This is a genomic window from Nocardia sp. MDA0666 (assembly GCF_003023875.1).
Classification (GTDB): Bacteria; Actinomycetota; Actinomycetes; order Mycobacteriales; family Mycobacteriaceae; genus Nocardia; species Nocardia aobensis.
On record NZ_PYHT01000003.1, the window covers coordinates 116,972 to 131,995 of the forward strand.

The 15,024-nt window shown below is 69.1% G+C and carries 13 protein-coding genes; 8 read left to right on the forward strand and 5 right to left on the reverse strand.

All coding sequences use genetic code 11. From position 1 onward, the window contains the following. The first annotated feature begins 18 nt into the window (after positions 1-18). Both C8258_RS06865 and C8258_RS06870 read left to right on the forward strand, forming a co-directional pair. Entirely contained in the window at positions 19-939 is a 921-nt protein-coding gene (locus C8258_RS06865; protein ID WP_304598373.1) for an A/G-specific adenine glycosylase, read from the forward strand. A gap of 58 nt (positions 940-997) precedes the next feature. Next, on the forward strand, positions 998-1,372 hold the full coding sequence (locus tag C8258_RS06870) for a hypothetical protein (RefSeq protein ID WP_106954447.1): 375 nt from the start codon (positions 998-1,000) through the stop codon (positions 1,370-1,372). Between the two features lie 30 nt (positions 1,373-1,402). Here the strand turns inward: C8258_RS06870 and C8258_RS06875 are convergent, their stop codons facing one another. The 5 genes from C8258_RS06875 to kstR form a co-directional block, all read right to left on the reverse strand. Continuing rightward, positions 1,403-2,404, reverse strand: coding sequence for a metal ABC transporter permease (locus C8258_RS06875; protein WP_106954448.1), 1,002 nt, complete (start codon positions 2,402-2,404; stop codon positions 1,403-1,405). Next, on the reverse strand, positions 2,401-3,273 hold the full coding sequence (locus C8258_RS06880; protein ID WP_106954449.1) for a metal ABC transporter ATP-binding protein: 873 nt from the start codon (positions 3,271-3,273) through the stop codon (positions 2,401-2,403). The genes C8258_RS06875 and C8258_RS06880 overlap by 4 nt, the downstream gene beginning before the upstream one ends. Positions 3,274-3,284: 11 nt before the next feature. After that, positions 3,285-4,169, reverse strand: a complete 885-nt coding sequence (locus tag C8258_RS06885) for a metal ABC transporter solute-binding protein, Zn/Mn family (protein WP_233224922.1) — start codon at positions 4,167-4,169, stop codon at positions 3,285-3,287. A 180-nt stretch (positions 4,170-4,349) separates the two neighbouring features. Then, positions 4,350-6,923, reverse strand: a complete 2,574-nt coding sequence (otsB, locus tag C8258_RS06890; RefSeq protein WP_036497525.1) for a trehalose-phosphatase — start codon at positions 6,921-6,923, stop codon at positions 4,350-4,352. A gap of 167 nt (positions 6,924-7,090) precedes the next feature. Beyond that, positions 7,091-7,747, reverse strand: coding sequence for a cholesterol catabolism transcriptional regulator KstR (gene kstR / locus C8258_RS06895; protein WP_030517308.1), 657 nt, complete (start codon positions 7,745-7,747; stop codon positions 7,091-7,093). A 195-nt stretch (positions 7,748-7,942) separates the two neighbouring features. On the opposite strand from kstR, the gene C8258_RS06900 reads away from it, so the two are divergent. Genes C8258_RS06900 through C8258_RS06930 form a run of 6 tightly spaced genes read left to right on the forward strand, consistent with a single transcriptional unit; the run spans position 7,943 to position 15,022 of the window. Then, positions 7,943-10,087 carry an acyl-CoA dehydrogenase family protein gene (locus tag C8258_RS06900; protein ID WP_369974717.1) on the forward strand — a complete coding sequence of 715 codons (2,145 nt, stop codon included), beginning with the start codon at positions 7,943-7,945 and terminating at the stop codon, positions 10,085-10,087. A 53-nt stretch (positions 10,088-10,140) separates the two neighbouring features. Further along, positions 10,141-11,310, forward strand: a complete 1,170-nt coding sequence (locus C8258_RS06905) for an acyl-CoA dehydrogenase family protein (protein ID WP_233224923.1) — start codon at positions 10,141-10,143, stop codon at positions 11,308-11,310. After that, positions 11,295-12,464 (forward strand): acyl-CoA dehydrogenase family protein, encoded by a 1,170-nt coding sequence (locus C8258_RS06915; protein ID WP_106954451.1) that lies wholly within the window; start codon positions 11,295-11,297, stop codon positions 12,462-12,464. The genes C8258_RS06905 and C8258_RS06915 overlap by 16 nt, the downstream gene beginning before the upstream one ends. 22 nt (positions 12,465-12,486) lie before the next feature. Beyond that, a complete protein-coding gene (locus C8258_RS06920) occupies positions 12,487-13,434 on the forward strand; it encodes a bifunctional MaoC family dehydratase N-terminal/OB-fold nucleic acid binding domain-containing protein (RefSeq protein ID WP_106954604.1) in 948 nt (315 codons plus the stop codon). Continuing rightward, positions 13,431-13,850 (forward strand): MaoC family dehydratase, encoded by a 420-nt coding sequence (locus C8258_RS06925; protein ID WP_106954452.1) that lies wholly within the window; start codon positions 13,431-13,433, stop codon positions 13,848-13,850. Before C8258_RS06920 ends, C8258_RS06925 begins: the two co-directional genes overlap by 4 nt. Beyond that, a complete protein-coding gene (locus C8258_RS06930) occupies positions 13,847-15,022 on the forward strand; it encodes a lipid-transfer protein (protein WP_036497536.1) in 1,176 nt (391 codons plus the stop codon). Before C8258_RS06925 ends, C8258_RS06930 begins: the two co-directional genes overlap by 4 nt. The last annotated feature ends 2 nt before the right edge of the window (positions 15,023-15,024 follow it).

Below are 15,024 nucleotides of genomic sequence, written 5' to 3' on the forward strand. Positions count from 1 at the left end.
TCGCGCGGCGGTGATGTCGTGAGCTCGAAGACGGCGGCCGAGGCCACCCGCGACCCGGCCGCGGGCGTGGACAGTGACGTCCTGATCGACTGGTACGAGCAGTCGGCCCGGGACCTGCCGTGGCGGCGCCCGGGAGTGAGCGCCTGGCAGATCCTGATGAGCGAGATCATGCTGCAGCAGACGCCCGTGGTCCGGGTGGAGCCGATCTGGCGGGAATGGGTGCGGCGCTGGCCGGTGCCCTCGGCCATGGCCGCCGCCTCGCCCGGCGAGGTGCTGCGCGCGTGGGGCAAGCTCGGCTATCCGCGCCGCGCCCTGCGGTTGCACGAATGCGCGCGGGTGCTCGCCGCCGAATACGGCGACGTGGTGCCCGACGATGTCGAGGTGCTGCTCACCCTCCCCGGCATCGGCGCCTATACCGCGCGGGCGGTGGCCTGCTTCGCCTACGGGCAGCGAGTTCCGGTGGTGGACACCAATGTTCGCCGTGTAGTCGCCCGGGCGGTGCACGGCCGGGCCGAAGCCGGGAACCCACGCACCCGCGATCTGGCCGAAACCGAGGCCCTGCTGCCGGTCCGGGTCGACCGGGCGGCCGTCTTCTCCGCGGCGTTGATGGAGCTGGGAGCCACCGTCTGCACCGCGCGCAATCCCGACTGCGAACGCTGTCCGCTGCCGCGCTGCACGTGGGTCACCTCCGGTCGTCCGGCCTCGGACGTGGTGCGTCGCACCCAGAAGTACGACGGCACGGACCGGCAGGCGCGCGGCCGCCTCCTCGACGTGCTGCGCGCGGCGACCGGACCGGTCGAACGAGTGGCTCTGGACCTGGCCTGGACCCGCGATCCGGGCCAGCGCGATCGGGCACTGGATTCCCTGCTCGTCGACGGCTTGATCGAGCAGACCGCCGACGGGCTGTTCGCGCTCGCCGGTGAGAGCGGCGCGAACTGAGCACGCGGGCGGATCGTCCGAGACTTCCCAGCACCGGTGGGAAATTACTGTTCGGCCGATGAGGCTTCTGCTCGACCGCCCCTTCGTGCTCGCCTGGATGTACGCGCTCGCCTCGGTTGCGCTGGGCCCGTTCATCTTTCTGGGCGGCTACTTGTTCTTCACGGACGGAGTCGGTGACTACTGCGACGAGATCCACGGTGACGCTGCCGCACGGGACGCGGCATTCCGCGCTGCGCAGACGTTTCAGGTCACCGGCGCCGCTGTCATGCTGGCCCTCGGACTTCTCGTGCTGATCCGCCTGTGGTCGCGCCGCCGCGACATCAACTGGTACCTCGTCGCCCTGAGCGGCTTTGCGGTGATGATCATGATGGGCGGCTCCGTCCTGGTCGTGCTGCTGTCGGGACCGGGCGGCCAGTCATGCTGGCCGAATTGACCCGAGAGGGGCGAGCGCACCTTCTGGACCTCACCCGCGGACCGGCAGCTGCGGGTCCTCCGCGTCACTCCGTGGCGAATCCAGGTCATCCGAGGCGTCGATCCGCGGAGCCGGATCCGACACGACGCCCACTCGTGACTCGGAAGTGGCCGGCGTCCGCAGTGCCGTGCGCCGGCGGGCCCGCAGGATCGGGCGGCCGATGAACCGGCAGACCAGGTAGATCACGAACGAAATGGTCGTGATGAAGGTCGAAACCGGGACGCCGGGTGCCAGCGACAGCAGAATTCCGCCGACCGCGGCGATTTCGGCGAACAGCACCGACAGCAGCGTCGCCCGCAGCGGGCTCGCGGTGAGCTGGGCGGCGGCCGCGGCGGGGGTGATCAGCAGCGACAGCACCAGCAGGGCGCCGACGATCTGCACCCCGAAGGCGGCGGTCACGCCGAGCAGCACCGCGAACACCACCGAGAGCGCGCGCACCGGAACCCCGCGCGCCACGGCCACTTCGGGGTCGGTGCTGGCGAAAAGCAAGGGGCGATAGATGAACGCGAGCACCGCCAGCACGCCGATGGTGCAGAGCGCGAGCGAGGTGAGTCCGGTGCCGCCGACACTGACCACCTGTCCGGTGAGCAGGGAGAATTTCGATCCGGCGCGACTGGGCCCCAGCCAGAGGAACAGCACCGACAGGCCGAGCCCGAACGACATCACCACCGCGATCACCGAATCACGTTCGCGCGCCTTGGAACCCAGCAGCCCGAACATGACGGCCGCGATCACCGAACCCGCGATCGCTCCGGCGCCCACGCCGATGCCGACCAGCAGCGCCGCCGCCGCACCGGTGAGCGACAGTTCGCTGGTGCCGTGCACGGCGAACGACATCTGCCGGTTCACGATGAGCGGTCCGATCACGCCGGCGAGCAGTCCCAGCAGGGCGGCCGCGAGCACGGCCTGCTGCACGAAGTCGTAGGACAGCAGGTCGGCGGTGGTGTGCAGATCCAGCATCTTGGTGAGGACATCGGACAGTTTGTCGTTCATTCGCCGGCTCCCTCGGTGTGGTGCGTACCCAGCGCATCGATCTCGTCACCGGTGCCGACGACCACCAGCCGGCCGCGCACGCGCAGTACGTCGACCTCGGTGCCGTAGAGCTCCGACAGCACCTCCGAGGTCATCACCTCGTCCGGGGTGCCGATCCGGAACTTGCCCTCCACCAGATACAGCACCCGATCCACCAGCGGCAGAATCGGATTGATCTCGTGCGTCACGAACAGCACCGCGGTGTCGTGGGTGCGGCGGCGGCGATCGATGAGTTCGGACACCAGCCGCTGATTCGCCAGATCCAGGCTCAGCAGCGGTTCATCGCACAGCAGCACGCGCGGATCACCGGCCAGCGCCTGCGCCACCCGCAGCCGCTGCTGTTCCCCGCCGGACAGCGATTCCAGCGGCGCGTTCGCGAAATGCTCGGCACCGACCTGCGCGAGGGCGTCGGCGACGCGGCGCCGGCGTTCGGCCCGGCCGCGCCAGCCCAGGCCCCAGCGATGCCCGTCCACGCCCAGCCCGACCAGATCGACGCCGCGCAATTGCACGCCGGCGTCGATCGTCTTCTGTTGCGGGACATAGCCGATCCGCGGGTTTCCCAGCCGCGCGGGCGCCCCACTCACCTCGACCGTGCCCGCACTGGGCGCGAGCTGTCCCAGCAGCATCCGCAGCAGCGAGGTCTTACCGGATCCGTTGGGCCCCAGCACCGCGACGAATTCGCCGGGCGCGATATCGAGATCGAGGCCCTGCCAGAGTGTGCGCGGCCCGAACGCCAGGCTTGCTCCACGCAGCGATACCGCGGGGGCGGCGATATGCGATGCCTTCGCCGGGGCCTGCTCGGGCGCCTCGGTTCGGGTGTGCCCCGTCATCACTGTCTCCCTCAGCCGAGCGCGCCGGCCAGCGCCGTCGCGTTGCCGGTCTGCCACGTCACGAAATCGGTGTTCGCCGGGAGGGTTTCGGTGACCTCGACGATCGGGACGCCCGCGGATTTCGCGGTCGCGGCGACGTCCTTCGTGGTCTTGTCCTCGGTCTGGATGTTGTAGACCAGCGCTCGAACCTGCTTGCCGGTCAACAGGTCTCGTACCGCGGCCAGATCCGCCGGGGACGGATCGGTGCCCTGTTCGATCGCTTCCTCGAAGGGATGCGGGGTGCGGTCGTCGGTATCGGCGGCGGCGAGCAGGTAGTGCGCGAGCGGCTCGGTCTGCAGCACCGGCGACTTCGGATGCGCGGCAGCGATTTTCGCGGTGATCGCGGTGACGCCCGCCAGCTGCCCGCGCAGCGCCGCGGCACGGTCGGCGAACGCCTGCCGGTGCTCGGGATCGATGCGGCCTAGTTCGTCGGCGATCCGCCCGGCCACCGCGTCGACCGTCTTCATGTCGTACCAGACGTGTTCGTTCTCGTCGTTCGGCGCCGAGCGCAGGTCGAAGGCGGCGATGCTGGGTTTGCCACGGCCCGCGGCCGCCTTCTCGGCGAACTCGTCGTAGTGCCCGCCGTTGTAGACGACCAGCGCGGCGTCGCGGATCGCGGCGGCATCGGTCGGGCTGGTCTCGTAGGAGTGCGGGTCCACGTTCGGGCTGTCGATGATCGACTTCACCTCGACATCGGGACCGCCGACCGCCGCCGCGACGCTGCCCCACACGTCGGTGGAGGCGACGATCTTCGGCTTCCCCGAATCCGAGGAGGTTCCCGAGCAGGCGGCCAGCGTGACCGCGGTGGTGATTCCCAGCGTGACGACAGCGATTCGAGCGGCGAAACTTCTGATCACGCGGGTACTCCTGCACACGAGCTCTTAACGGAAACGATTTCCATTTAAATGTAGCGTATGTGTCCACCCCGGACCCCATCGATCGGACCGACCGGGATGTGAACCGCACCACGAACAGGGCCCGCGACCGCTCGATCCGAGCGACCGCGGGCCCAAGGACGGGTATCCGGCGAGCCGGCGCTACTGCACCATCGCCGCGACCGGCTGGCTCAGCAACTGAGCGCAGCGCAGCAGACCGAGATGGCTGTAGGCCTGCGGGTGGTTGCCCAGGGAACGTTCGGCGACCGGGTCGTACTCCTCGCTGAGCAGTCCGGTCGGGCCGGCGACATCCACCAGCTGGGCGAACAGCGCCTCGGCATCCTCACGCTTGCCGATCAGCAGGTAGGCCTCCACCAGCCAGGCGGCACACAGGTGGAAACCGCCCTCGCCACCGGGCAGGCCGTCGTCGTGGTGGTAGCGGTACACCGTTGAACCGCTGCGCAACTCGGCCTCGGTGGCGACGACCGTGGCCGCGAAGCGCGGATCCGACGGCTCGATCAGTCCGCTGAGGCCGATGTGCAGAGTCGCGGCGTCCAGATCGGTGCCGTCGTAGGCGGCCGTATAGGACTGCACCTGCTCGTTCCAGCCCTTGGCCTTGACCTCGTCGGCGATGGTCTCGCGCAGTTCGACCCACACCGGATCGATGCCGCGGTCGAACCGCTCGGCCAGTTTCAGCGCCCGGTCGACGGTCAGCCAGCCCATCACCTTCGAATACACGTGGTGACGCGGGTTGCCGCGGATCTCCCAGATGCCGTGGTCGGGTTCGCGCCAGCGTCGCTGCACGGCCGAGACCATGGCCTGCACCAGTTCCCAGTCGCGGTCGGGCAGCGCCTTGGCCGGGTCGAGAATGCCCTTGCCCTCGCGTGCCTCGGCCAGAGCCGCGATCAGATCGACGATCGGGCCGAAGACATCCAGCTGGACCTGCATATTCGCCGCGTTGCCGACGCGCACCGGCCGCGAGCCCGCGTAACCGGGCAGCTGGTCCAGCACGGCCTCCGGAGGCAGCGTCTCGCCGTACAGCGTGTACAGGGGGTGCAGGCGTTCCGGTCCGGCCAGCGTCTCGAGCACGCGGTGCGTCCAGGCCAGGAAATCCTCGGCCTCCGACAGCGAGCCCAGGGTGACCAGCGCGTGCGCGGTGAGCGAGGCGTCGCGCAGCCAGCAGTAGCGGTAGTCCCAGTTGCGGACGCCGCCGATGTCCTCGGGCAGCGAGGTGGTGGCCGCGGCCAGAATCGACCCCGACGGAGCATGCACCAGTCCGCGCAGCGTCAGTGCCGAACGCTTCATCAGATCGGGCTTGAGCGGCGGCAGGTTCAGATCGGAGGCCCAGTCGCGCCAGTACCGCTCGGCCTCGTTGCGCCGGTCCGCCTCGCTGACCATCGCCGGGGCGAGATCGGAGGTGCCGCAGCGCATTTCGAGCACGATCGGTCCCTGCGAGGGGTCGACCACCGCGCGGGCGACGTGGTGGATGCCCTCCTCGGAGATCTCCCACTGCACGCCGGGGGAGCGCAGCACGATCGGATCGTTGGTGCCGTGCACGCGCAGGCCGGCCGGTTCGCGGACCAGCGTCACCGGCACCTGCCCGAATTCGGGGCGGGGTGCGAAGGTGACCACCGCACGCGCGTCCCCGGTGATCACACGAGTCAGATCGGTGCGTTCCAGTGCGACGTCGTGCGGCAGGTAGTCGACGATTTTCAAACTGGACCAACGGGTTTCGACGGTCATGGTGCCGTCGACGTAGCGCTGTGACAGCGGCAGACTCTGGCGCTCGGGGGCGATGGTGAAATGTCCCGCCGCCGGACCGCCCAGCAGATGGGCGAAGACCGCCGCCGAATCCGGTTCGGGATGGCAGAACCAGCTGACGGTCCCGTCCGGGGTGAGCAGTGCCTTGGAGCGCGGGGAAGCCAGCATGGTCAGCCGCTCGATGCGCGGCGCGGACGCACCCGCCAGCCAGGTGCGGCGTTCCTCGAGCAGGAACGCCAAGGCCTTGGCGACCTCCTCGGTACTGGGCACCCGGTATTCGGCCAGGCTGTCGCCGTCGCCCACCTTGATGCCGATATCCGGACCCGACAGCCGCGCGAAGGCCTTCTCGTCGGTGACGTCGTCACCGAAGAAGACCGCCGCGGAGGCGCCCTCCTGATGGCGGATGATGTCGAGAGCGGCGCCCTTGTCGGTCTGGATGACGGCCAGTTCGATGACCGCCTTGCCCTCGGTGACCTGGATGCCGACCCAGCTCGCCGGGCCCTGCCGGGCCTGCTGCAGCGCGCGACGGCCCACCTCGGGAGTGGCATTGCGCACATGCAGCGCGATGCTGGCCGGTTTGGCTTCGACGGTGACGCCGGGATTGTCGTCGGCGATGGCGGCCAGGGCGTGGCGCACCTCGGTCAGCAGTTGCTTGGCGTCGTTGTCGATGGCGTGCACGAAGCCGACATCGAATTCCGAGCCGTGGCTTCCGATCAACTGCACCTCGACGGGAAGCCGGGAAAGCGCCGCGAGATCTCGCAGCGCGCGGCCGGAGATGACGGCCGCGGTGGTGGTCGTCAGGCCGGCGAGCGCACGCAATGCGCTGACCGATTCCCGATGGGGGTAGGCCTTTGCCGGATCGGAGACTATGGGCGCGATTGTCCCGTCGTAGTCCGAAGCGACCAATAGCCGCGGCACGCGGGCTACGGCCGACAAGGCACGGCGAAGTTCGTGTGGCAGATCCTGTGCGCTCACGCATCCAACCTAGTGATCGGAGGAGATTTTTCAGGGCGCGAGAAACTTTACTGGGTCAGGTTTGCCCGCGTGTTGGCGCAGTGATACGTGCTGTTTACACGAGCTCGCCAGGCAGGTTTCGAACGCCCGGACCTACATTGTCCGGCAATCCGCTTCCTGCCGCGCGCTCAGGACTTCTCGCCCAGCAACAGGTCGACGGTCAGGTCGAGACGCTCGGCCACATCGGTCGCCGAGGCGCGCCGGGTGAGCCACGCCACCAGATTCGACAACCACACGTCGCTGATCACCCGGGCGATGGCCAGATCGCGTTCGGTCGGCTCGCCCTCGTTCACGGCACGCGCGAAGAAGCGGTCCATCACCTTGCCGACGCGGTCGACCTCGGCGGCCGCGGAGGCGTCGGCGAACATGAACGCCCGCGTCATGGCCTCGGTGAGCAGCGGATCGCGCTGCATGGCCCGGGTGACCTGGGTCAGCATCACGTGCATGCGTTCCTGCGGGGTCTGCCCGGCCAGCGGTTTGCGTTTGCTGTCGAACTGCTCGAATTCCCGGGCCAGCGCCGAGACCAGCAGATGCACCTTCGAGGGAAAGTATCGATACAGCGTGCCGACCGCGACGTCGGCGCGTTCGGCGACCGCGCGCATCTGCACCGCGTCGTAACCGCCCTTGGAGGCGAGCGCGAGGGTGGCGTCGAGAATTCGTTTGCGCCGCTCGCGCTGGGCCGCCGAGCTCAGCTCGTCCTCGCTCAGGGTGCTGACCGTCGCGCGATTGCGGGCTCCGTTCTGCGCACCCGAGTCGGCTGCCTGCTCTCGGGAGGGACTGGCCATTCGTGAAAGTCCTTTCCTGCACGCACGTCGGTTCCGGTGGCCGACGAGCGTAGTTCAGCGGCGGCGACGGACGCCCCTTGACTTACGCCCGACCGTCACATTAGAACATGTTCTAGGTGTGGGAGTCACGCCGGAAAGGCGGTATGGAGTGTGACCATCGCCACCACTGACGAGCATAAAGCCGTCCAGGAGTCGATGCGCGGATGGGCCGCAGCGGCGCACCCGATTGCAACAATGCGCACTGGCGCGCCCGGGTACTGGCGTGAATTCTGGCCGGGCCTGGTGGGCCTCGGCGTCTTCCGCGTCGCGGTCCCCGAGGAGGCCGGCGGCGCGGGCGGCTGCGTGAGCGATCTGGCCGTGCTGATCGAGCAGGCGGCGCATGATCTCGTGGGCGGACCGGTGACGGCTACCGCGCTGGCCGGCCTCGTTGCCGGCGACACCCTCGACGAGGATACGCCCTGCGGTATCGCCCTGAGCCAGGCTGTTGTGCTGTCGCACAACGCAACCGACGCACCGGAGGTGACCGGTACCTGGGAGACCGTGCTCGGCGCCGACGAGCAGACCGCGCTGTTGCTGCCGGTACGCTCCGGCGACCGCGAACTGTGGTGCCTGCTGCCCGCGGGCACCCCGGGTGTGACGGTCGAGGCGCTCGAGCCCCTGGACCCCAGTACTCCGCTGGCCCGCGTGACCTGCGCGAACGTCGCGATGCCCGCCGAGCACGTCTTCGAACCGCCGTACGCGGTCGGCGATCTCGTGGCCACGCTGATCGCAGCGGAGGCCGCGGGGATCGCGGGCTGGTGTCTGGAGACGGCGGTCGACTACGCCAAGGTCCGGGAGCAGTTCGGGCGCAAGATCGGCGAATTCCAGGCGATCAAGCACATCTGCGCCTGGATGCTGTGCCGCACCGAACAGACGCGCGCCGTGGCCGCAGACGCTGCGGCAGCGGCTGATCCGGCGATAGCCGCGGCGGCCGATGCGAGCGATTCCGGTGGGCGCGAATTGCGATTGGCTGCCGCTGTCGCGATGACGATCGCGCTGGACGCCGCCGTGGAGAACGCCAAGGACTGCATCCAGGTGCTGGGCGGTATCGGCTTCACCTGGGAGCACGACGCGCACCTGTATCTGCGGCGCGCGACCGCGCTACGGGCGTTGCTGGGCGGTTCGGCGCACTGGCGCGCCGAGGTGGCGAAGCTGACGCAGGCCGGGGTGCGCCGCACGGTATCGATCGACCTCGGTGACGCCGAGGGCGGAACCGCTTGGGAGGCAGCCGGTGTGGACGCCGCCGAGGCGACGGTGCTGGCCGCCGACCTGACTCGGATCGCCGCACTGCCCGCCGCGGAGCAGCGTGCCGCATTGGCCGACGCCGGGTTGCTGGCCTGCCACTGGCCGGCCCCCTACGGCCGCGACGCCGGGCCGATTCAGCGCAGCCTGATCGAGGACCAGATCCGCAAGGCCGGAATCGAACTACCCGACCTCGTCATCGCGAACTGGGCGATTCCCACCCTGCTGCAATGGGGTACGCCCGAGCAGATCGAGCGCTTCGCCCCGCCGACGCTCACCGGTGAGGTGATCTGGTGCCAGCTGTTCTCGGAGCCGGGCGCGGGCTCCGATCTGGCGGCGCTGCGCACCGTCGCCGAGCGGGTCGAGGGCGGCTGGAAGCTGCGCGGCCAGAAGGTGTGGACCTCGCTCGCCGACCGTGCCACGTGGGGAATCTGCTTGGCGCGCACCGACTCCACCGCGCCCAAGCACAAGGGCATCAGCTACTTCCTGGTCGACATGAAGAGCCCGGGGCTCGAGATCCGGCCGCTGGTCGAGATCACCGGCGAGGCGCGCTTCAACGAGGTCTTCCTCGACGACGTGTTCGTCCCCGACGACTGCCTGGTGGGTGAGCTCGGCAACGGCTGGCGGATCGCCCGCTCCACGCTCTCGGCGGAGCGGGTGGCCATGGGCGGCAAGGGGATCGGCGAGGAGCTGGAGGCCGTGATCGCGGCCGCTCCCACCGCGGGCCCGGGTGCCGAGGTGGTCGCCGATCGCCTCGGCGCGCTGATCGCCGAATCGGTGGCCGGCACGTTGCTGGAGGCGCGCGCGGCCAAGAAGTTGCTGTCCGGCGGTGACCCCGCTGCGGAGAGCAGCGTCCGCAAACTGGTCGGCGTCCGGCACCGGCAGGCGGTGGCCGAATTCGCGGCCGAGCTGGCCGGAACCGCCGGTGCGCTGGACACCGGCGTGGTGAAGGAATTCCTGCTCACGCGCTGTCTGTCGATCGCCGGCGGCACCGAACAGATCCTGCTGACCGTCGCCGGTGAGCGGATTCTCGGGCTGCCGCGCGAATCGAAGGGCTGATATCGCAGGGCCGGGCCGCCAGAGCAGCCCACATCCGACAGGGAGCAAAAGAATTGGACTTCACCAGAGACGAGAGTCAGGACGCGGTCGCCGAAGTCGTCGTGAGCCTGCTCGAACACGACAGCGCGCGTGATCTCGCGCTGTGGCCCGCGCTGGTCGACAGCGGGCTGCTGGCGCTGCCGCTGCCGGAACAGCACGGCGGCGACGGGATGGGACTGCTCGAGGTCTCGACCCTGCTGACCGAACTCGCGACCGACGCGGTGGCGGTGCCGGCGCTGTCGACCCTCGGGTTCGGCGCGCTGCCGCTGGTCGGCCATGCCGGAGACGACTTGGCGGCCAAGGTTTTTCCCGCCGTCGCCAAGGGCGCGATCCTGACCGCGGCACTGCACGAGCCGGGCGCCCCGTTCGTCGCCGAACCGCGGACGAAGGCGGTGGCCGACGGCGATTCGGTGCGGATCACCGGCCGCAAGATCGCGGTGCCGTACGCGGAACAGGCCCAGTGGATTCTGGTGCCGACCGATCGCGGAATCGCGGTCGTCGACGGTGACGCGAAGGGCATCACCCGCACCGAGAGCCCGAGTTCCACCGGCGCGCCGGAATTCTCGGTGTCCTTCGAGGAGACGGTGATTCCGGCCGCGCAGCTGTTGGATATTCCGCTGGAGGACCTGCACCGGATCGCGCTCGCAACTCTCGGCGCGGTCGCCGACGGCCTGCTCAAAGGTGTGCTGGCGCTGACCTCGGAACATCTGCGGACCCGGCAGCAGTTCGGCCGCCCGCTGGCCGAATTCCAGGCCGTCGCACAGGAAATCGCCGACGTGTACGTGGTCTCGCGCACCCTGCAGGTGGCCGCGACGTCCGCGAACTGGTCGCTGGCGCAGTATGTAGGTCGCAGCCCGGCTGGGGCCTGGACTGACGGAGCGGGGGAGCGAAGCGGAGGAGCGGAGGAGGGAAGGACCGAGCCCTCGGGGGCTGCGACCCGCGACGCCGGAGGTGGCGCCAAGGACACTGCACGTGTCGACGACGATCTGGACGTGCTGGCGTTCTGTGTGGCCTCCGAGCTGCCGGCGGCCATGCAGCGGTGCCATCACCTGCACGGCGGCATCGGCGTCGATGTGACTCACCCGCTGCACCGCTACTACTCACAAGCCAAGGACATCGCCCGCTGGCTCGGCGGTGCGTCGTTCCGGCTGGACCGGTTGGGAGCCAGATGTACATCGATCTGACCGCTGAACAGCACAAGCTGCGCGACGAATTACGCGCCTACTTCGCCGATCTCGTCACTCCCGAGGAGGAGGCCGAGATGGCGGTGAACCGCCACGGCGACGCCTACCGCGCGGTGGTCAGGCGGATGGGCCGCGACGGCTGGCTGGGCGTGGGCTGGCCGAAGGAGTACGGCGGCCAGGGTTTCGGCCCGCTGGAACAGCAGATCTTCTACAACGAGGCGGTCCGCGCCGATGTGCCGGTGCCGCTGGTGACGCTGCTGACCGTCGGCCCGGCGCTGCAGTCGTTCGGTACCGAGGAGCAGAAGCGCAAGTTCCTGCCCGGAATCCTCACCGGCGACATCCATTTCGCCATCGGCTATTCCGAGCCGGACGCCGGTACCGATCTGGCCGCTCTGCGGACCTCGGCGGTGCGGGATGCGAACGGCGACTGGATCGTCAACGGGCAGAAGGTGTTCACCACCGGCGCGCATGAGGCCGATTTCGTCTGGCTGGCGGTGCGCACCGGTTCGGTCGAGTCCCGCCACAAGGGCATCTCGATCCTGATCGTGGACACCACCGATCCGGGCTACTCGTGGACGCCGATCATCACCGCCGACGGCGCGCACCACACCAACGCCACCTACTTCGACAACGTCCGCGTACCGGCGGAAATGCTGGTCGGGGAGGAGAACGGCGGCTGGAAGCTCATCACCACCCAGCTCAATCACGAGCGGGTCAGCCTGGGCCCGTCGGGCAAGATCGAACAGCTCTACGAGCGGGTGCGCGACTGGTCGCAGCGGCACGGCGTGCTGGAAGAGACCGAAGTGCGGCGCGCACTGGGCCGCCTGCATGCCATGGTGCGAGTCAACGAACTGCTGAACTGGCAGGTCGCCTCGAATATGGAACGCCCCGACGCCGATCAGCGCGATGTGATCGCCGATGCCTCGGCGACCAAGGTGTTCTCCACCGAGGCACTGCAGGAGGCGGGCCGGTTGGCGGAGGAGATCGTGGGTCGCTTCGGCGATCCGGCCGATCCGGCCACCGCGGAACTGCTGACCTGGCTGGACAAGCGGACCAAGCAGAACCTGGTCGTGACCTTCGGTGGCGGCGTCAACGAGGTCATGCGCGAACTGATCGCGCAGATGGGCCTGCGCCTGCCCCGCGTACCGAGATAGGAGTTTTCGCGTGTCGGAAACCATGACGGCGGAACAGATCCGCGCCGCCGGCGAGAAGATCCAGCAGCTGGGCGAGTCCGCTCCGCGCCTCGGCCGTGACCCGGTGAACCAGCCGATGATCAACAACTGGGTCGAGGCGCTGGGCGACGTCAACCCGATCTACGTCGACGACGAGGCCGCCCGTGCCGCCGGACATCCCGGCATCGTCGCGCCGCCGGCCATGGCCCAGGTGTGGACCATGCCCGGCCTGCACGGATCTCGGCCCGCCGATGATCCGATGAACGCGGTCAACGATCTGCTCGACGCCGCCGGTTACACCTCGGTGGTGGCGACCAACTGTGAGCAGACCTACCACCGCTACCTCCGCCTCGGCGAGCGTCCGGTGGCACGGACCAGGCTGCGAGAACTGGTGGGGCCCAAGCGCACCGGCCTCGGTGAGGGCTGGTTCGCCACCTACCTGCTGACCTGGTACGTCGACGACGAACCGGTCACCGAGATGCTGTTCCGGATGTTGAAATTCGCACCCGGTACGGCGAAGCCCGCCGCAGCCCCCGGCGAGGTGTCGGCGGAGGATCTGGCGAAGCGGGTCCGGCCCACCGTATCGAAGGACACCGAATTCTTCTGGGACGGAACGAAACTCGGCGAGCTGCGGATCCAGCGCCGGCCGGACGGGACGCTGCAGCATCCGCCGGTTCCGGCGCTGTGGAAGGACCACACCGAACAGTCCGACTACGTGGTGGCCTCCGGTCGCGGCACCGTCTTCAGTTTCGTGGTGCACCACGCGCCGAAGGTGCCCGGCCGGCAGGTGCCCTACGTCGTCGCCCTGGTCGAACTCGAGGAGGGTGTGCGCATGCTCGGCGAGCTGCGCGGCATCGACCCCGCCGAGGTCGAGGTGGGGCTGCCCGTCGAAGTGGGCTTCCAGCGGCTCGACGACGACAACACCGTGCCCTACTGGAAGGCCGTGCGATGACCTCCACGATTCAGCCCGCCGCCGTGCAGGTCGGAACCACCCTGCCCGAGTTGGTGATTCATGCCGACCCGACGTTCGTGGTCTCCACCGCGCTGGCCACCCGCGACTTCCAGGACGTGCACCACGACCGCGACAAGGCCGTCGAGCGCGGGTCCAAGGACATCTTCGTCAACATCCTCACCGATACCGGCCTGGTGCAGCGATTCGTCACCGATTGGGCGGGGCCGGGGGCGGTCGTGAAATCCGTCGCCCTGCGCCTGGGTGTGCCGCTGTACGCGGGCGACACCCTGACACTCAGCGGAACCGTGGCGGCCGTGGACGGCGCGGACATCACCATCGATGTGGTCGGCAAGGACAGCCTCGGCGACCACATCACGGCGAAAGCCGTTATCACCCTGCAGGAGGCACGCCAGTGACGGGTCTGAGCCGCCGCGCCGCCATCGTCGGCATCGGCGCCACCGATTTCTCCAAGGACTCCGGCCGCAGCGAGCTGCGTCTCGCCGCCGAGGCCGTCACCGCCGCCCTCGCGGACGCGGGGCTGACCCCCGCCGATGTGGACGGCCTGACGACCTTCACCATGGATACCAACACCCAGGCCGCGGTCGCGCGGGCCACCGGTATCCCGAGCCTGAAGTTCTTCAGCAACATCCCGTTCGGCGGTGGCGCGGCGGCCGCGACCGTGCAGCAGGCCGCCATGGCCGTCGCCACCGGAGTCGCGGATGTCGTGGTGGCCTACCGCGCGTTCAACGAGCGGTCCGGAAATCGCTTCGGGCAGTTCGCGACTCATCTGGCGACCGGCAATCCCAGCTCGTCGGGTGTGGACAACGCGTTCTCCTATACGCACGGCCTGGGCACTCCGGCCGCGCAGGTCGCCATGGTGGCCCGGCGCTATATGCACGTATACGGTGCGAGTAGTGCGGATTTCGGCCGGGTGGCGGTCGCCGACCGCAAGCACGCCGCGGTGAATCCGGCGGCCCACTTCTACGGCAAGCCGATCACGCTCGACGACCACCAGGCCTCGCGCTGGATCGCGGAACCGTTGCATCTGCTGGATTGCTGCCAGGAGACCGACGGCGGTGTGGCCATCGTGGTCACCAGCGCCGAGCGCGCCCGGGACCTGCCGAACAAGCCCGCGCTGATCGCCGGTGCGGCCCAGGGTTCCGGTGCGGACCAGTACGTGATGACCAGCTATTACCGCGACGCCCTGACCGGTCTGCCGGAGATGGGCCTGGTGGGTGACCAGCTGTGGGCCCAGAGCGAGTTGCGGCCCGACGATATGCAGGCCGCCATTCTCTACGACCACTTCACCCCGTTCGTGCTGATGCAGCTCGAGGAGCTGGGCTTCTGCGGTCGCGGCGAGGGTAAGGATTTCGTCGCCGACGGGGCGATCGAAATCGGCGGCCGGCTGCCGCTCAACACCCACGGCGGCCAGCTGGGCGAGGCCTACATCCACGGGATGAACGGCATCGCCGAGGGGGTGCGCCAGATTCGCGGCAGCTCGGTGAATCAGGTCGAGGGCCTGGAGAACATCGTCGTCACCGCCGGCACCGGCGTGCCGACATCCGGGCTGGTGCTGACCGCGGCCTGACG